Annotated in this window: 17 protein-coding genes and 1 pseudogene; 3 read left to right on the top strand and 15 right to left on the bottom strand. The window is 39.2% G+C overall.

All coding sequences use genetic code 11. The annotated features are described in order from the left end of the window. Window positions 1-14: 14 nt before the first annotated feature. Window positions 15-1295, bottom strand: coding sequence for a D-tagatose-bisphosphate aldolase, class II, non-catalytic subunit (locus A7967_RS09430; protein WP_054205311.1), 1281 nt, complete (start codon window positions 1293-1295; stop codon window positions 15-17). A 44-nt stretch (window positions 1296-1339) separates the two neighbouring features. Next, entirely contained in the window at window positions 1340-2110 is a 771-nt protein-coding gene (agaR, locus tag A7967_RS09425) for a transcriptional repressor AgaR (protein ID WP_054205312.1), read from the bottom strand. Window positions 2111-2374: 264 nt separating this feature from the next. Here agaR and A7967_RS09420 point away from each other — a divergent pair, with 264 nt between their 5' ends. The 3 genes from A7967_RS09420 to A7967_RS09410 all read left to right on the top strand — a co-directional run bounded on the left by A7967_RS09420 (window position 2375) and on the right by A7967_RS09410 (window position 8016). Further along, on the top strand, window positions 2375-3748 hold the full coding sequence (locus A7967_RS09420; RefSeq protein ID WP_054205313.1) for a Gfo/Idh/MocA family protein: 1374 nt from the start codon (window positions 2375-2377) through the stop codon (window positions 3746-3748). A 93-nt stretch (window positions 3749-3841) separates the two neighbouring features. Beyond that, window positions 3842-6679, top strand: a complete 2838-nt coding sequence (locus tag A7967_RS09415) for a TonB-dependent receptor (RefSeq protein ID WP_054205314.1) — start codon at window positions 3842-3844, stop codon at window positions 6677-6679. Window positions 6680-6723: 44 nt separating this feature from the next. Next, window positions 6724-8016: a DUF3472 domain-containing protein gene (locus A7967_RS09410; RefSeq protein WP_231659042.1), complete on the top strand. Its 1293-nt coding sequence runs from the start codon at window positions 6724-6726 to the stop codon at window positions 8014-8016. Window positions 8017-8469: 453 nt separating this feature from the next. Here the strand turns inward: A7967_RS09410 and A7967_RS09405 are convergent, their stop codons facing one another. The 13 genes and pseudogenes from A7967_RS09405 to A7967_RS09330 all read right to left on the bottom strand — a co-directional run bounded on the left by A7967_RS09405 (window position 8470) and on the right by A7967_RS09330 (window position 18695). Beyond that, on the bottom strand, window positions 8470-9030 hold the full coding sequence (locus tag A7967_RS09405) for a hypothetical protein (protein WP_054205316.1): 561 nt from the start codon (window positions 9028-9030) through the stop codon (window positions 8470-8472). Between the two features lie 287 nt (window positions 9031-9317). Further along, window positions 9318-9833, bottom strand: a complete 516-nt coding sequence (locus A7967_RS09400) for a hypothetical protein (protein ID WP_064435643.1) — start codon at window positions 9831-9833, stop codon at window positions 9318-9320. Continuing rightward, on the bottom strand, window positions 9826-10326 hold the full coding sequence (locus A7967_RS09395) for a hypothetical protein (protein WP_054206955.1): 501 nt from the start codon (window positions 10324-10326) through the stop codon (window positions 9826-9828). The genes A7967_RS09400 and A7967_RS09395 overlap by 8 nt, the downstream gene beginning before the upstream one ends. A gap of 19 nt (window positions 10327-10345) precedes the next feature. Beyond that, entirely contained in the window at window positions 10346-11158 is an 813-nt protein-coding gene (locus A7967_RS09390) for an RHS repeat domain-containing protein (RefSeq protein WP_064435642.1), read from the bottom strand. 252 nt (window positions 11159-11410) lie between these two features. After that, the gene (locus A7967_RS09385; RefSeq protein WP_054205894.1) at window positions 11411-11896 is read right to left on the bottom strand and encodes a hypothetical protein; all 486 of its coding nucleotides are present in this window, start codon (window positions 11894-11896) and stop codon (window positions 11411-11413) included. Further along, on the bottom strand, window positions 11886-12401 hold the full coding sequence (locus A7967_RS09380) for a hypothetical protein (RefSeq protein WP_054205893.1): 516 nt from the start codon (window positions 12399-12401) through the stop codon (window positions 11886-11888). Before A7967_RS09380 ends, A7967_RS09385 begins: the two co-directional genes overlap by 11 nt. A 236-nt stretch (window positions 12402-12637) precedes the next feature. After that, entirely contained in the window at window positions 12638-13147 is a 510-nt protein-coding gene (locus tag A7967_RS09370; RefSeq protein ID WP_054205891.1) for a hypothetical protein, read from the bottom strand. A 331-nt stretch (window positions 13148-13478) separates the two neighbouring features. Continuing rightward, window positions 13479-14078: a hypothetical protein gene (locus tag A7967_RS09360; protein ID WP_054205889.1), complete on the bottom strand. Its 600-nt coding sequence runs from the start codon at window positions 14076-14078 to the stop codon at window positions 13479-13481. 296 nt (window positions 14079-14374) lie between these two features. Next, window positions 14375-14899, bottom strand: a complete 525-nt coding sequence (locus A7967_RS09355) for a hypothetical protein (protein ID WP_054205888.1) — start codon at window positions 14897-14899, stop codon at window positions 14375-14377. A gap of 451 nt (window positions 14900-15350) precedes the next feature. Then, the gene (locus A7967_RS09345) at window positions 15351-16325 is read right to left on the bottom strand and encodes a transposase (RefSeq protein WP_054205886.1); all 975 of its coding nucleotides are present in this window, start codon (window positions 16323-16325) and stop codon (window positions 15351-15353) included. Window positions 16326-16421: 96 nt separating this feature from the next. Beyond that, the gene (locus A7967_RS09340) at window positions 16422-17219 is read right to left on the bottom strand and encodes a hypothetical protein (protein WP_054205885.1); all 798 of its coding nucleotides are present in this window, start codon (window positions 17217-17219) and stop codon (window positions 16422-16424) included. Between the two features lie 484 nt (window positions 17220-17703). Beyond that, window positions 17704-17933: pseudogene (locus tag A7967_RS23335) on the bottom strand (hypothetical protein); the annotation flags it as partial. A 39-nt stretch (window positions 17934-17972) separates the two neighbouring features. After that, window positions 17973-18695 (bottom strand): response regulator, encoded by a 723-nt coding sequence (locus A7967_RS09330; RefSeq protein WP_054205883.1) that lies wholly within the window; start codon window positions 18693-18695, stop codon window positions 17973-17975. Between the last annotated feature and the right edge of the window lie 62 nt (window positions 18696-18757).

Genomic DNA, 18757 nt, shown 5'->3' with positions numbered 1-18757 from the left:
CTCACTTACGTCTATTATTGTTTAAAGCACGCATCTGCGTAGCGACTGGTTACTTGCATTATGTGATGAAGTACCAAAGATTTAGGGTTGTTCTGAAGTGTTTTATTACGTACAGCTAGATACTGTAACGGCATATACTGGCTTAGTAGTGGCAAGGGGATCGACTGTTTTTGTAAGTTACTAAATAGCGTTTCAACCGCATTTTGATTGCCTTGCTGGCCCCAATAATAACGAATACGATCACTAAAGCTAAAGCGGCGATATAGCTGCTGCAGTGATTGTTCGACTTGATAAAAACGCTGCCAGTTTTTTGGAAACTGCTGCATATCGGCATCAACTACAGTGCGTAAATGCGAGCACTGTTCAGTACCTATGAGCGCATCTTCAATATGGCTTAATGCAAATAAAGCTTCACGTAGCGCAAATGTAAGCTCAGGGCCTACTTTTAAAATCGCGAAATGGTCATTCACTAGCTGCTGATATGCCACCGACGTTTGGTAATCCGTTGAATGCGCCTCAAAGGCAATACCTTCAACGGTTGTTATGTACTGCTTTAGTTGCTGTGCTTTACTGCTGTCGTAATCAAATACTTGGGTATTATCAAATTCAACCCCCGGCTGTACAACTAATCCCACTACACGCTGCCATGCAGATGATAAACCGAGCTGTAAAAATGCATCGTGATGCAGCGCTAAGGTACTTGCAACATGGGCAGTTTGCGTAACAGCGAGCGTGTCAATATGCTCATCTGCTCCACCTGGTGGGGGGACTTCAGTGCCTATCACGTACACCAAATCACTGTGACCAAATGTATCAACGGCTGTTTTTTCAGCCACAGCACACAACTGCGCCGCACGTATTGCCACCGTTTCATCTGCTAAAATTGCGTCGTCATCAGCGCAGCGCATACTGGTATCTAGGTGGATTTTTTTGAACCCTGCCGCCACATAACCAGCAATTAACTGCTCAGCCTTTTGCATCGCTGATCCAGCATCCTCGTCACACCAACACACTGGGCCTAAATGATCTCCACCTAGGATCAGTTTATCGACCGCAAACCCCTGCTCAGTCGCTAGCTGCTCAACAAATGCTATAAAATCAGTAGGCAACATGCCGGTATAACCGCCAAATTGATTAACCTGATTAGCAGTCGCTTCTATTAGTAGGTAACTGCTGTCTTGCTTGGCTTGCAATATGGCGGCTTCAAGCACCAATGGATGCGCCGAACACACGGCATAAATACCTTGTTTTTCACCGCGTTTATTCGCTGCGATTAATTGCTGTAATATCGTCATTGCAAGCCTCTATGTTGGTTAATCTTTTGTAGTTATGACTAAAGTCAAAGGTCAATTATGTGTAGCTGTACACCCGCATTCTCGATGGCCGTTTTAATCTCAGCTGGAATGCCACTGTCTGTTATCAATACATTTACTTCACTGGCGGCTATAATTTTATGCACGCCTTTACGGTTAAATTTACTGGAATCGGTAACAACAATGATCTCTCGCGATACTTCGCACATCACTCTGTTTAATAAGGCTTCCAATTCAAAATGCGTCGTGATCCCCACATCTTTTTCAAAACCATCAACACCTAAAATCAACTTATCAAAGTGGTACTGCTGCAAATGCTGCTCAGCTTGGCGGCCATAAAATGACAATGATTTTTTACGTAGCGTGCCACCAGTCATTAATACTTCAACGGATGGTGCATTCAACAGCGAATGTGCGACATTCAACCCGTTAGTCATCACCACGACACCATGGTGATTGGTTAAATTTTTAGCGACCTCTTCCGTTGTGGTCCCTGAATCTAAAATGATCGATTCACCATCTTTAATTAAGCTTGCAGCAAATTTGCCTAGCCGCTCTTTAATTCCGCGATTTGCGTCATGCTTCTCTTTTAATGACAACTCTTGCGTAAGGCGATTACTCATCACAGCACCACCGCGAGAGCGCACCAACAAACCTTTTTCATCCAATTCATTTAAATCATTTCGAATAGTAACCGTCGATACGCCAAACAGCTGAGCAAGCTCAGGAACCTGTACGCGTTCTTGCTTGCAAACTAATTGCACAATTTCATGACGTCTTTCGATAGTGTTAAGCATGCCCGCTCTCTTTCATTATTTACTTTCATTCATTGTACTCAGCTTTCACTTACTTTCAATTTAATTTATTTACATTTTTTATTTATTAACAATAAATAACACCAAACAACTGAATTAAAACAACTTAAATGAAAATTAAAATTACACACCGCCACAAATGAAAGTAAATGAAAGATTTTTATCTTGCTTTGATGTTTTCTTGGGTGTACAAATAAAAGCCTACGAAAGCGAATTCACAAATAATAAATATATAAGGGCAATGTCATGGGCGATCTCAACCGTAGACGGTTTTTACAATCAATGGCCGCAATTGCAGCAACAAGCGCAGCTTTAGGCTGTGCTTCGACAGTAAATCCCAAATCAATACTCAGAACGCCGCAACAAGGACGTTCAACCCTTGGCTTAACAGTGCCAAAAATGGATGTAGTAAGAGTGGGCTTTATTGGGGTTGGTGAACGCGGAGTTGGCGCTGTAAAACATTTTTGTCATCTTGATGGCGTTGAGATAAAAGCTATTTGTGACACCCATCAAGCCGTAGTAGACAGAGCTGTGAAAGTTGTTGTTGATAAAGGCTTTAAAAAACCAGATACCTACGGTAAAAGTGACCTCGATTATAGGCGTATGTTAGAACGCCAAGACATTGATATTGTCATTATTTCAACACCGTGGCAATGGCACACCCCCATGGCTGTCGATACCATGGAAAGCGGTAAACACGCTTTTGTTGAAGTGCCCGCAGCCGTGACAGTAGAAGAAGCATGGCAACTTGTTAATACCTCTGAGCGCACACAAAAAAATTGCATGATGTTAGAAAATGTTTGCTACGGCCGTGACGAGCTCATGGTGCTTAATATGGTTCGCCAAGGGGTTTTTGGAGAGTTATTGCACGGTGAAGCGGCGTACATTCATGAACTTCGCTGGCAGATGAAAGAAATTGATCATAAAACAGGTTCTTGGCGCACCCCTTGGCACGCAGCTGTTGATGGTAATTTATACCCAACTCATGGTTTAGGCCCAGTGTCCCAGTATATGAATATTAACCGTGGCGACCGTTTTGACTATATAAGCTCAATGAGCTCGCCATCATTAGGGCGCGCCGCCTACGCTAAAAAAGAATTTCCCGCAGATCATAGCCGCAATAAGCTTAACTACATTGCGGGTGATATGAACACCAGCATTATCAAAACAGTAAAAGGTCGTAGCATTATGGTGCAACACGACACCACCACGCCACGCCCTTACTCTCGTCACAACCTAATTCAAGGCACTAACGGCGCATTTGCAGGCTTTCCAAATCGGATCGCACTTGAGCAAGGTGGCAGTAAAAGCTACCACGAGTGGGATTACGACATGGCTGATTGGTATAACAAATACGATCACCCGCTCTGGCAAAAAATGGGCGCTGAGGCTGAACGTAACGGCGGCCATGGCGGCATGGACTTTTTAATGTTTTGGCGCATTGTGTTTTGCCTGCGCAACGGCGAACCACTTGATCAAGATGTGTATGACGCAGCCGCATGGTCTGCTGTTTTCCCATTATCAGTAGAGTCTGTCGCTGATCGTAGTAACAGCAAGGACTTCCCTGATTTCACTCGCGGCCTTTGGCAGCAAGCAAAGCCACTTGGCATTATTTCGTGATTTCCCCCAAGCGTACTGGAAAAAGACACCCAACACGCTTGGTAATAAACCAATAAAAAATAACCATCAACAAGTAAAATACAGGTAACTATTATGAAAGCACAATTAAAACTGTCCACCCTGTTTTTGTCCATGAGTGCCATTTTCAGTGGTGCTACGCTGGCTGCTGAAGAAGACAAAAAAAAGGAAAAAGAAGCCGAGACCGAGCAGGTAGAAGTAATCGAAGTCAGAGGTGTTCGCTCAAGTATTAAGGAATCCCTGTATTTAAAACAACAAGCCGTTGGGGTTATGGATGCCATAGTAGCAGAGGATATTGGTAAGTTTCCCGATCAAAATATTGCAGAGGCACTGCAACGGATGACGGGGATTGCGATTACCCGTAACGGTGGCGAGGGCCAAAATGTTACCGTGCGAGGTTTAGGTGGTGACTATAACGTAACCACCGTTAATGGTCGGCGCATGGCATCAGAGCATTCCAGCCGTAACTTTAATTTTGACTTAATCGCCCCTGAAATAGTCCAATCCCTCGAAGTATATAAATCCCCACAAAGTAAAACACAAGAAGGCGGCATTGGCTCTGTCATCAATATCAAAACCCGTAAACCTCTCGATTTAGACGGTTTTACTTTATCTGGCAGTGCAAAAGGTATTTATGAAGAGCGTACGGGTGATATAAACCCACAAGCATCCTTTTTGATTAGCGATACTTTTTTTGACGATACCTTTGGCGCATTATTTACCGCGGTTTATTCTGAGCGTACTCAACGAGCAGATTCTTATGAAGGCCAAGGGTTTTATGATCCAGACGAAAATGTAGACGTTCGTATTCCAATCGATAGCAATGGTAACGGTATACTTGAAGATAACGAGCAATCATATCCCTCGATCATTCCAGGCTACGTACGTTATTCAAACTGGCAAGATACCCGTGAACGCCTTGGCGCAAGCCTAGCGCTACAATGGCGCCCCTCTGACAAGTTTGATGTGAACTTTGATAGCATGTACTCACAGTACGAAACCAATGGCGAACAATATCAGATTTCATTTGTCACCTATGACGAATCATGGACTCCCGGCATTCCGGCAATCGGTGAAGTAAAATTTAATGATGATGGCAATGCAAATTACGTAGAGTTAGTTGATGGCGCAATGGCAGAACTGCTTAATGTATCTGTACCGCGTAATACCGATACATGGCAATGGGGCTTTAATACAGTTTGGTATGCCACAGAAAGCTTAACGGTTGATTTAGATATTTCACAATCACAAGCAAAAAATGTGAGTAACGGTAATAACCGCTTTATTGTTGCGCGTGGCTTTGTTGATGGTATCACTATCGACCAAACCGGCAGTAATATGCTACCAGATGTAACAATGACACCAGCGCTTAGTTCTGAGCAACCTTTTGGCGCACATTACAGCTACAACTCCGGCACTGATGTTAAAGACAAAATCGAAGAAGTACGCCTAGCAGCAACTTACATCCCTTCGTTTGAACTCGTCAAAGATGTGCAATTTGGTCTACATTACGGTAAACAAACTAAAGAGCGCAGCGTATTTAAATCTAAAAATGCCTCAATGTTTAGTAACGGCGGCGCTTACTTTAAAAACTCTGAGTACGATAGTTTTGATGACTCAAGTGTAGAAGAGCTTGGCGGCTTAAATTTATTCCGCTTACCTGCTGATGTATTAGTCCCTGCTAATTTTGATAACTTCTTAGATGGCGAACCCGGCAAACACCCTGATCCATGGGCAAGCTTTGATTACGACAAGCTGTATGCTTTTTATGAAACAATCAACCCACAAGCAGCTCAAGATAAAATTGTTGCAAAAAACAGCCCTAAAGATTCATTTGCACTAACAGAGCAAACCCTAGCCGCCTTTGTTGAAACAAACCTACAAGGCGATTTAGGCCAATTACCGTTTGCACTGAACATGGGCGTGCGGGTTATTAAAACCGATGTAACATCGGATGGTTACACCTTTGATGTTGAAAATGTTCGCTATAATGTGACTGAAAAAGATGGCGCATTAAGCTACCGTGTTGATGGTGATATTGACGATTATTATGCACGCTCAACCACAGAAGAAAGCTACACGGATGTACTGCCTAGCTTAAACTTCAAACTTAATTTACGCGATGATTTATTGTACCGCTTTAGTGCCGCAAAAGTGATCACACGGCCAAACCTTGGTTACTTATCACCGTACAGTTATTTAGATTTTAATAATGCTGAATACCATGCCTCTAACCCAGGTATCAAACCACTGAGAGCAAATCAGATTGATACCACTATTGAATGGTACTTCTCTGATTATGGCGCACTCACATTTGCAGCTTATTATAAAGACATAGAGTCTGTCATAGCCCGTGGCCGTGTAGGCACAGCACAAGTAGGTAATTACTTTAAAGATGGCGTTGCAGTAGACGGCCCTATTTTTACTAAAATTTCACCTACATCAGAAAAAGGCGCAACTATTTTAGGCTTTGAAACAGCTTATCAACAATCTTTTGATGAAATACTCCCAGCCCCCTTTGATGGCTTAGGCGTACAAGTAAACTATACTTTTACAGATAGTAGCTATGACGATGAAGAATTAAACGACCTTCCTTTTGTAGGAATGTCTGAGCATTCGTATAACGCGGTTATTTATTATGAGAAAGGTGATTACCAAACGCGTATTGCTTATAACTGGCGCGACGATTACCTTGTATACCCAGACGCATGGGGCGGCCCAGAATGGGCGGCTGATTATGGTCAATTTGATTTTAGTGCTAGCTACAACATTACTGAAAAAATGCGCGTTGATTTAAGCGTAACTAACTTAACAAACGAACGACAATGGTCGTATGTTAAAACTGAAGAACAGATTCGTCGCTTGGCGCGCTATGGTCGCTCGATTAGCTTGGGCTTTTCGGCATCATTTTAAGCTGATTAGCGCCGTTTATCGGCGCTTTTTTTATGGAACACACTATGAGATTTTTACTACTTGTTGCCTCATTAATAGGGAGCTTATTTTCTTCCTTTGTAACGGCGACTCAAACCACTGACTACTTCATTCCCAGTTATGGCAATAGTGCCACCAGCCATAGCATTAAAGAAAACAAAGAACTTATCAGCGATGAAGGGATTACGCATTGGCAAGACCCCACAATACCAATAAATCACTACTTTTACCTGCCAACAAAAACCCCTTTTAATTTAAAATTACGTGTAAAAGTGACCGATGGCAACAGTCAATTAAAAGTCGACTTTAATCAGCACAGCCAAATTATTAAACTCACAAACCAACAATTTCAAGACATCGATCTTGGGAAGTTCAACCCAGCTGATGTCGGCTATCAGCAACTCACGCTTAGCGGGTTAACTCGCAGCAGCAACACCTTTGCTGATATTCAAGGGGTTATTGTCACGCTAAATAAAGACGCTGCTGCCCCATTATATGTAAAAGATGATATTTATTGGGGTCGTCGTGGGCCATCTGTGCATTTAAACTACCCAGTAGCTGATACCACTAAAAACTATCAATGGTTTTATTCAGAGCTGACTGTGCCACAAGGCTACGATAAGCAAGGCTCTTATTTTATGGCCAATGGTTTTGCAGAAGGCTACTTTGGCATTCAAGTTAATTCAGCCACTGAACGGCGCGTATTATTTTCAGTGTGGAGTCCTTTTCATACCGATGACCCTGCTGCTATCCCTGTGGAAATGCGTATTCAACAACTTGCTAAAGGCAAAGATGTTTACACAGGTAAATTTGGTAACGAAGGCTCTGGGGGTCAAAGTTACCTCGTTTTCCCATGGCAAGCAGAGCAAACCTATCGCTTTTTACTTAAAGTTAATCCGACTAACAATCTTGCCAATCATACTGATTACAGCGCCTACTTTTATGATCCTATTGCTGCAAAATGGCTATTTATCGCATCATTTAGACGCCCAAGTACCAATACATATGTAACAAGACCACACAGCTTTTTAGAAAACTTTATCCCTGATGCAGGCCAGTTTGAACGCAAAGCGCTTTATAGCAATCAATGGCTTAGAGACACCCAAGGGCAGTGGCATGCACTAACTAAAGCACGTTTTACCTATGATGCAACCGCCGCTAAAAAATCGAGAATGGACTATCAAGGTGGCACTGAGAATACGGGGTTTTACTTACGCAACACCGGCTTTTTTACAGGACCTACTAAATTACACAGCGAATTTGAACGCCCAGTGAGTCAAGCGCCTGAGGTAAACTTAAACGCCTTGCCTAACAATTAAAGTTATTTCAACGTCGCGTTTTGTCCAATCCGCATATTTGTCGCTCCTTCAAGCGACAAATATACTATAGTACGTAATCGACAACTGGCCTTACACGAATGTTTACAATCGATTTTCCTGACGCCCGGTTACAAGCAAATACTGTGTCACTTAAAAATAAAAACACGATAAAATTAATAGTTTTTTCATTATTTCCCTTAATTTTTTTAGAATGAGACAGGTCAACAAAATGTAAGACCTGTTCCTAATATTTTGTAAAAGGCAAGATTCAAGACCTGACCCTATTCACTTTATTCTAAAAGCCCATATTTCTTTATAGGTTGTGCCATCAATAATAGTGTGTTTCTCACGATTGCGACCGAATGCACCAGTCCCTCAGGGTCAGGTCTTGTTTTTTGCCACTAATTACATAAAGACAAAATGCAAGACCTGACCCTAAATACCTCACTCATTCTATCTAATTCCTTCATCACTCCATAAAGTTCGAGAAATTAAAAAAAGATTATCACCTATTTTCGTATAGTCATCGCTTACATAATCATAATGCTCAAATATTAATACCCCATGCTCTAAGCTATAGAAGTAAGAACCATAGACCTTTCCTTCATCTATTAACTTTGGTCTTTCTCCAATAGTTATGAAGAAGCCCGAATAGTTATTACCACCAAGATCTAGTTCAGTTTTAGTTATATTATATTTCAACCTACCACCTAACACATTACCTGAACTATACTTCTCAAAACTTCCGCTTGGTAAAACACTTTCCCTCGGAATGGCAATTATTGTCGAGTCAAAAATAAAACACTTTCTGAACCCATCAATATTACAATTTGACAATGAATTTACACCACTCCCTTCTAAAACAATCTTACTTTTAAGATTTATTTCCAATACCTCACCATCTATTCTGTAATAGCGATAAGACTTATAACTACCTTCTGTATCAACCTCATAGCTACAGGCCGGAATTAAAAATAAAAGCATCAAAAGTAAAAGTTTAAATGAAATTTTCATTAAATTTAATCCTTCTTATGTTTAAAACTATTAAATGCGCACGATAGCCCGTTAGTGCACCAATTATTATAGTTCCCCCAAAAAATTTAAGTTGACACCCATCTTAATTATTCACCGAAAGCAAACTTTAGGATGGGTGTCATCTTTGTTTTTTCTTTTCCGATAAAATTAATAGTTTTTTCATTATTTCCCTTAATTTTTTTAGAAGGAGACAGGTCTGCAAACTATAAGACCTGTCCTTGAGATTTCATAAAAGGCAAAATGCAAGACCTAACCCTAACACTTTTTTAGTAGCTTTCGAACCATTCATAAGGCGAGACTATCCCCCAAGCCCAGTCACCGAAAAAAAATAAAAAAGCAGCTGAAAAAATAATAATTACAATTATTAGTATTATTATTAAATTTAAAAAAGCCAATCTGGTTCCTTTAAGCCTAGTTATAACCTCAATAAAAAAAGAAACAGAGCCAAATAGTAAAACGACTATTATCAAACCTATTAATTTTGAAAGCTCTTGCTTTTCAAATATAAATTCAGTTACTAGTAACCAAATTAAAAAATAGAGCGCTGAAATATCGAGTACTAAAGTTAAGTCTGTATTTTTCTCTAAAAATAATGAATCAAATTTATCCGTCGCTAACAAGTATATAAACACAACAAAAAACTTTAAGTAAAAGCTAATTGAATAACCGATCTCAAACTTATCAAAATTTAAAAGGTATAAATCAGCCAATAAAAAAAGCGATATAACTAAAACTGATTGTAATATCGCACTTTTGTTAAAGAAATCAGGTCGACTATTCAATTACATACTTCCCATCTAGTCTAACTTTCATTCTTGGCTTTCCAGAACCCATTAAAGGTATTTTCATTCCTTTTCCCTTAAAAAACCTTGAACTTTGCATTACTGCTGGAGCTAAATCTATCAAACTAGTTGGTCGGACAGTTGCATTTGTTAATGTGGTAATCTCTCCGACTAAGCCAAACACTGCCGATCTTTCAGTTCGCGACATAAATGATAATCGCCCAACTCCTTTTCCTATTAAACCAGCTCCTGAATAAACTGCTGATGCAGTAATAGCTGTATCTATGAAAGCATTATAAACATTACTTTGACTTTCCAAGTAGTTACTTCTAATAGCGGCTAAACCAATACTAAAATCAGGTAAATGATCGTTAATCTCATTTTTAAAAGCACTCCAATTATCACCACCTAATATACTTGATACGTCCAAATCACTAGCTAAATCTTTTATACTTTGCAAAGTAGCATGATATAATTCTGGATTTCTCTGCATTTCAGCAATTTGTTTGCCATCAACCGAAAATCCATTCTGAGGCGCACTTCCTGGTGAAGTTGACCCCCCTGCCTCCTGAATTACTTGGTTTATTAGCTCCTTCCTCTACTGTAAGTGAAGGTGTTTCATTTCCACCATCAGTCTTGGTGGTAGCTTGCTCTTTAGGAGACTCTGAAGACTCGGGTACACACCCAGCTCCCGCTGCCATATTCAACATACAATTAACAGCGGCCCCTTTTGCAAAGCTTTTTGCAAACCCACCCGCAAAGTTGGCCATGGCTGTCCCACCACCATCTATCGCCTGAGCAATCCCTATCGCCATTTTCGCATAACCATAATACTCATAAGCCGTCAATATACCACCTATTACCGTGGCTGCTGCCCCTGTGACTATGCCATTGGCAATCGCTGCTTGTAATGCCCAAACCACCAAGGTCGCAAAAATATACCCACTTGGGTCGGTTTTGTTCAGCGGGTTATTCACCACGTACGAGTAACGGTTTAAGTTTTGAATATTCTCAGGTGCTTGCACCATGGGGTCTGCTTGTAAAAAGCGCCCAAGGATTGGGTCATAAATACGCCCGCCCATGTGTACCAGCCCCACTTCGTCCATTTGCTCGTGACCGGTATAACCACGTAAGGTGATTTTACTGGTAAATTTCGCTTGGTCGCTGAAATCCCTTGCCCATGTTTTGGCATCACGGCGCGCACCAAACACATCAAAGCTCATGGTTTGCTCAAGCTTACCATTGGCATCAGCAATCACATGGGTTGAACCTAAGTGGTCGTCTAGCATGTAGCGAGTGGTGGCTTGGTTATTAACCGAAATCAAGGGGGCAAATAAGCTTTTTAGTTTTTAAGTAAAGGCAAAAAGAAAAAGCTGACCCCATTATTTCAAACCATCGTGCATATTCACACCAATCGACGTCATTACTGGATGTATAGTCATATTTAAAGTGAGTTTAAAAAGTAACAACACTTGGTTTTTTGAATAAAAAGATCAAGAAAACACAGCTGCCTGCTTGACCGGAACTTTCTAATGGGTGACCCTATTCACTCTTTTTCCTATTTCTAAAAGCTTAATCTATGCTTCAAAACATCCATATTTAGATATAACCAGGCTGTTACTTGAAAACTCTCTGTACTCACTATTTATTTTCACAAATTCCATAAGCGAAACTATATACTCCTCTTCTGAAATGGTTAATTTATAAATTTTCTCTATTGGGATATCAATAATGAAGATTTCACCGGCTTTAATTTCAACTTCGAAAGGAGTTATTTTTTCATGATGTTTTAAAAAAATTTTCATGAAACTATTTCTATTACCAGTGTTAATGGCTTGCTTATATTCATCGTATTTAAATAAAGCTAACCCACTGAAATCAGTATTGAATCTTATTTTTCTTGAATCTTTTAAATTGTTATTACTGTAGCCTACTAATAAATTAAATTCTTCATTTTCAAAGTTACAGCTTAAATTGACTTTAACATCGACTGCCCTACTTTTAGCACAAGATAAACATGTGAATATCATCAAAGTTACAATAGCTAGTTTTTTAATCAACATAATTTTTCCCCATAATACTATGTTCTAAAACATAAGGGTTGTGCCTCAAATGAGAAATAGCAGACTGTCTTTTACTCGGTGAAAACGATCTATGAGCTACAGAATTAAGAGCCTTTATATCCTTAATCCTTGAGCCAAAACTGGTATCTCCATTATGCACATGACCATAATCAAAACTTGGTAAATGTGATACTTCATGAATAATTGTAGTTTGAGGAACATCACCATATCGAAGGTTACTCTTAAAGTAATTGTTAGAAAACCCGATTTGAGTAGAGCCAGCCTCAGCAAAGTCACTACCTCCAGTCTTATAATGATAGAAGTCATCTCTTCCCATAGAATTCATTTTAGAAACCATACCTTCTAGATCTTTAGAAAGACTCTCAGCAACTGAAGCAAATGCCTCCGCATCCATGTCCATACTCGCATTATAACCATAGTTATACGCAATTCGTTTGTAATCCGCAGAAGTTGGATCTTTGTAATAATTTAAGTTGACACCCATCTTAATTATTCACCGAAAGCAAACTTTAGGATGGGTGTCATCTTTGTTTCCCCCTTGCACCATGGGTTCTGCTTGTAAGAAGCGCCCAAGAATAGGGTCGTAAATACGCCCGCCCATGTTTTGGCATCACGGCGTGCACCAAACACATCAGAGTTCATGGTTTGCTCAAGCTTACCACTAGCATCAGCAATCAAGACCTGACCCTATTCACTTTTCTTCACCTCATTTTAATTCTATCAGTAGCAATTATCGCTTGAGGTCAAAAGCCTGTTGGACCTAAAGACTTTAAAGTCGAGCGGATAACTATTTATATAAGCAGAAAATGTTAGGTATAACACGTATTCGTCGCCTGATTTTAATTCAAATTCTTTATCATAAAAAATATCAAACTCTCGCTTTGAATATGGAGCAAGGACTAAACTCGATATAGGGTCATTATCTTCATAACTAGAAAACTTGTTCTTTCTAGCATATTCCCAACGTGTGTAATGCTCTGAATATGATTTCTTTTGAACAACTTTAATGGCATCCGACTCCCAAATACCGAACTTGTCATTTGCACCTTCTATATTTACATAGGTGCCAGTCATATTGTGAAACTTTAAAGTAGCAATGCCTTTAACCACTGAACAAGTCACATCAATATAGACCTTATTATACAAATCAACACTATGTTCAGCAGCCATGCTGGACATAGTGTGAGATGATAAAATAGCCCCCCCCAACAGTATTAATTTATCAATCACTTATAACCTCTTATTTTGAAGCACAAAATCAAGTGTATAAACATTTTTATATAGAGCAGCTCTATCTAACCTTTGACTGTCTAACGCCTGAGTGTCTGTATAAAAAGGGCGATACCGAGCATTATTAGCACGAATACTAATATCCTTTTTATTAAAATGGTAACCTCCATTCGGATGCTCCCCGCCAAATGAATGTGAAATCTCGTGTATAAGACCACTCACTGAACTACCATTTATAATAATTTAAGTTGACACCCATCTTAATTATTCACCGAAAGCAAACTTTAGGATGGGTGTCATCTTTGTTTCTCTATTCACCTCATTTCTGTTTTCACCGTTCTCCTAGCTCGGCGAAAACATCCTTATTCAGATAGTTAATTTGACTATCTTTCATCCGGAAAAGGTGCTCTTCCTGATTAAAGACGCTCTCTCTTTTACTAAAGATTTCATTAATTATCTTTACTGAGACAGGATGTGATTCATTTGTATATTTCAATACCTTAGAGTTTTCATCTCTATACTCAGTTACAGCACAAGAGCTATGAAATAATTTAGACTCACTAGCTGGTTCAGTAGATAGAGCTCTTAACTTATCAAAAATCAATCGACCTTCTCCAACCTCTAAATTTTGAGACTTCCACCCTCCAAACTGAAAGAACTCATGCAACTCAAAGCGATTTTTCTTTTCAACAAGTAAATAATACATTAATGAATTTCCACCTGCTGTCTTAAATACAAAGTAAGAACCATCACTTATAATATTTGCACCTTTTTTTACTGGAGAGTTACTAAGCTCAAAAAATGAGTTTAAATTAGCCAACGTTAACCTGCACTTTTCTTTTTCTTTATAAGATTCAATAAAGAAAAAAGCTAAAAAAATAGCAATTAATATTGGTATAAATAAAATTTTAGTCAATTCTTGATTTCGCATCTTTATAACTATCCACAAAGCTATTTGAATTTTTACCTAGACCCGAATTTAAATTGACACCCATCTTAATTATTCACCGAAAGCAAACTTTAGAATGGGTGTCATCTTTGTTTTTTCTTTTCCTTAATTCTTTAGAGTGCGAATTTAAGTTGACACCCATCTTAATTATTCACCGAAAGCAAACTTTAGGATGGGTGTCATCTTTGTTTTATTTCTTTGTTTTTTCTTTTCCTTAATTCTTTAGAATGAGGCAGGTCTGCAAAATGCAAGGCCCGTCCCTATAAATAGCACTTAGTTTAATCATCAGGCAAGGTAAGTAAATCATCAACTATTCCTAACTTACTAAGCAATGAAGTGAATATTGACTTTTTTTGATCTATCACATATTGCGCATCCATAACTACCGAAAAAACAACGTACTCAATACCTTTTTCAAAATTCAATCTATCTCTTTTTATTAGCGTAGTGTAAGTTTTGACTTCAAGAGGTTTAAATATTACATCTCTTTCAAGTGGCGAAAACTCTACATTTTTAAACGATAATGGGTTGTCAAACGGATTATTCGTTGCATACACGTCTTTTGCTCTATAAAACTTAAAAGCATGTTCAGTAAAATGAGTTTCATCAAAATAATTTGAAATTACTTTAATTTCAAATGCCGTATTATTTCTTAAAACAACACTCGTATTGCAATATACCAAATCGCAAATAGTGTATACTACAGCTTCAATAGCTTTAGGCGGTTTTTCAATCGTATTTGAAAAGCATACCTGTGAATTAACTATTAAACATAATAGAGCTAAAAATCTATATTTTGACATTCTATTTCCTTGAAGCATTAGAAACTGACCATTCAAACCTATACGCAGAATTTTTTAGCCAATTGCGGTTATAACTAGTAATTTCAGCTGGTGTTCTTAGTAAACGTGCTTGAGAAGATATCACACGTAAGCTATCTCTTGCAGTACGAGAAGAACTTATTGTATGCCTTGATATGGGTGCATTATTTCCAGTTCCATCCACACCATCGGCATTAGCAAAAACTTTATGCGCATCTTGAAAACTTAAGTTAACACCCATCGCAATCATTCATTGGAAGCAAAACAACAAACACATCGCTTGAAGTCATCAGTAAGTGAACATTTTCGACATAATCACGATCTAAACACGGTTTCACTGAATTTGGCTAAATTCAAAAATGCAGGAGTCTACATTGCGGGCACATACGCTTTTCCCTTGAAGAGCAATTTTAGTTTTAAATGAGTGTTAACACTACGCCAGTAGTTTTTCGCAGTTGCTGAGGTTGCTGCGTCGTTTTCTGTTTAAATTTTCGCAGTAACCTGCGTGTGATGACGGTCTACCCACTGCGCCATGAAATACGCGGGTAAAGTGTGTGGTGAGTTTTAACCAGTTTTCAGGGGAGATATTGATGCGCGCTAAAAGTGGTAAGTTCGCCTCTTCAATGTGGCCGCGTTTGTCTTCACGCAAGCATCGCCCTGTGAGCTCTACTAATTCTAAGTAAGACTTTAGCTCAAACGGTAATCCTTTGGGCATGTGCTGCCTGGGCATCCCTGCAAAGCGCAGGAGTTGTTTGGGTTGTTTGCCGTCCTTTGCACTTTCAATGCGTTTTTGTACACTGGTGTGGGCTGACTCTTCTGGGGTATTCGCCATTTTGGCTCTAATTGGGTTTAAATCGACATAGGCCATGCATGCAGCTATGGCGGCTTCATCTAATAATGCGTGTGATTTGAATCTTCCCTCCCAGAATCGGCCTGTACACCCGTCTTCTTTATTGGCTTTGCGGGCGATATCTTCGTTTAACTGTCGCATAAACCAACTAATACTGGTTAAGCGTTCGCGGTATTCGGTAATGGTTTTATCTAAAAAGAACCGCTCGGCGTCGCTAATTTTTTCACCCTGAATGTATTTATTGGTGAGCACGGTGCCCTTACAGAGTTTATGCCAACGGATAATAATGGCTTTATCATTAAGGCGCTCTGCTTTTTTATCATCAACATACAGCACTAAATGCGTGTGGTTACTCATTACCGCATAAGCGCAAACGTCAATACAAAATACCTTGGCTAGACTGAGCAGTTTGTCTTCAACCCACCCTCTGCGATGCTCAAAAGACTTCCCTGTAAAACGGTCTTCACCGCACAAGAAAGCACGACGAACGCAACGTGAAATACAGTGATAATACTTTGTATCAACCAAACTTACTTGACGCTTTCTTGCAATTGCCATGTGACACCCTGATTATATTTTACACTAATTAAAAGTTAGTGAAAAATATAAAAAATACAAACTTTAGAATGGGTGTCACCTTTTCACTTTTGTTTTTTAATCTGTTGATTTAGGTGGTGGTACTTGCCTGCACTTCCCACTACTGTCGCAGTCTATAATTGTTACTGCGCCAACTCTAATACTTGTAGAAAACCCAAATCTTGAAAATGCACCAGATGCAGCCCCAATATTACTATGGTTGTTAAATTTGTATGTTCCAATATCACTTACTTTAAATGGTACGGTATTATTGTCACTATCTCTTGCTTCCAGAAGTTCTATAATAATTATTCCCCCATCTATCTTCATAGAAAAAAGTACCTTTCCTCCATTAGCAGTAGGTAACCAATATTTGTTTAACTCACCAGATAGAAAACCTAATTTTCTAGCTTTATCTTTTACTGCTTCGATTGTTATTGAACTAACCCAAAGTTGATCTTTAATATAGTCTGTTAAATTATTTTTATTTCTAGAATAATTTGGCAAATCCCAGACGTTATTAATGACATCTGGGGGGGCTATGCTTGAAGATGTATTATTTCCTAATTCATTAAGGGCATCACTAACTTCTTGAAATATTTTTTTATCCGTTTCCGAGGTTTTAACTCTAATAATTTCACGATGACTCACATACCCGTGCTCTTGATCCCATTCTGTGTAGTTTTCATAAGTTTCAATTTTTGATTGTGTAAAATCTAATACATTTATTGTTTGTCCGTGCTCACCCCAGCCTACATTTCCAGCTCGTATCTTCATATCATTGGAATTACAACCATGACAAGTCGTTGCTATTTTATCTCCAGCAAACACTGATTGAGAAAAGAAAAGCAAGATCATGAATATTTTTTTTAACATATTTAATTTCCTTATTTGCCCATTTATTAAAAACACTTCCCTAAGAAGATAGGCATAAATCAAAAAAAAGCGTATTGAACAGCACCTTTTTTTTGGGGGGGGTTATAACCCCCCCCCCAAAACGGCGTATATTATACAGCTCAAATATTACACTAAACAACCATACTGTAACCATACTGCAATGTTAAATTCACAAGAAAAAGCCAACTATTTTTATTCGTTTAAACAGCTTAGCGATAGATTACTTTTCAATAAAACGTGCACGAAGGTCTTCGCCAGTAAACTATAAACTAGACAGCCACTTTAATAGCACCAACACAGCTGCTCCTTTAAATTTACTTTTTAGGTTATGAGTTTATCTTTTACTGCTGCGTTACTTTCATTTCACCCATTAAATGAGTTACTTGTCCTCTTAAGCTTAAATTACACGCATGAAAATGACTGCATAGTTGCAGTTTTAACTTTTTACTGGGGACTTTTAACTTTATACCAGCAACTTTTCGCAGTTACCTATATTTGCTCGCCGTTTTCTGTGTAGATTTTCACAGTAACTTTCTTATGAAGATGCCCTGCCTACTACGCCATGAAATACGCGCGTAAATTGCGTGGTCAATTTTAACCAGTTTTCTGGGGAATATTGACTCTTTCTAGTAAAGGTAAATGTGTGCTTTCAATATACCCACGTTTGCCTTCTCGTATGCAACGCCCAGCAAGCAAAGCGCCAGAGATTAACCTAAGCGCTTTGCCACATCACTAACCCATTTTATAGCAACGTTCAGGCCGACCAATACTGCCATAGCTTTGGTCGGCGCTGACTTGTTCAGCCTCTAGTAAATATTCAAGATAACGCCTTGCTGTAGAGCGACTCACTCCCACTAAATCGCCCATTTGCTGGGCAGTAAATGGTGTTTTTTGATTATTTTTAAATGCATCCATAATCTTTTTCAGCGTAAGCTGATCAACCCCTTTAGGGAGCCTTACCACCGCTTTACTTTGCTCATTTGAGCCAAATAACGTATCCACCATAGATTGCGTGACTTCGTCTGCGTCTGATAGGCAACGTTGACGCGCTTCAAAACGCGCCAATGCTTGATCAAGGCGATTGAGCATCAGCGGCTTAACTAAAAAGTCACAGGCACCAAGCTGCATGGCCTTTTCAAGAGTTTCGACTTCTTTGGCTGCAGTAAGCAACATAACATCACTTTTTATTGCACGTCGGCGTAAGTCACTTAATAACTCAAGGCCATTGCCATCTGGTAAATGAATATCGAGTAGAATAAGGTCTGGCTCTATCGCATGCAACAAGGCCGTTGCCGTGCTTAGGTTTGCAGCAATACCCACAACCTGATACTGGCCTTGACGCTGGCTTTGCCTTGCAGCTTGATTACCCGCCACACCATTTGGTAGCAATAAGTATTGCGCCAAAAGTTGTGCGACTTCTATTTCATCTTCGATGATAACTACTGAATATGTCATTGTTTATTACTCATTTTTAGCATTGCTAATGTGCCGCATTTCGTTTTATTATTATTTGCTTT

The sequence above is a fragment of the Pseudoalteromonas neustonica genome (assembly GCF_001653135.1).
GTDB lineage: Bacteria > Pseudomonadota > Gammaproteobacteria > Enterobacterales > Alteromonadaceae > Pseudoalteromonas > Pseudoalteromonas neustonica.
Note: the sequence above shows the minus strand (reverse complement) of the source record. Positions and strands in the feature narration are given on the sequence as shown.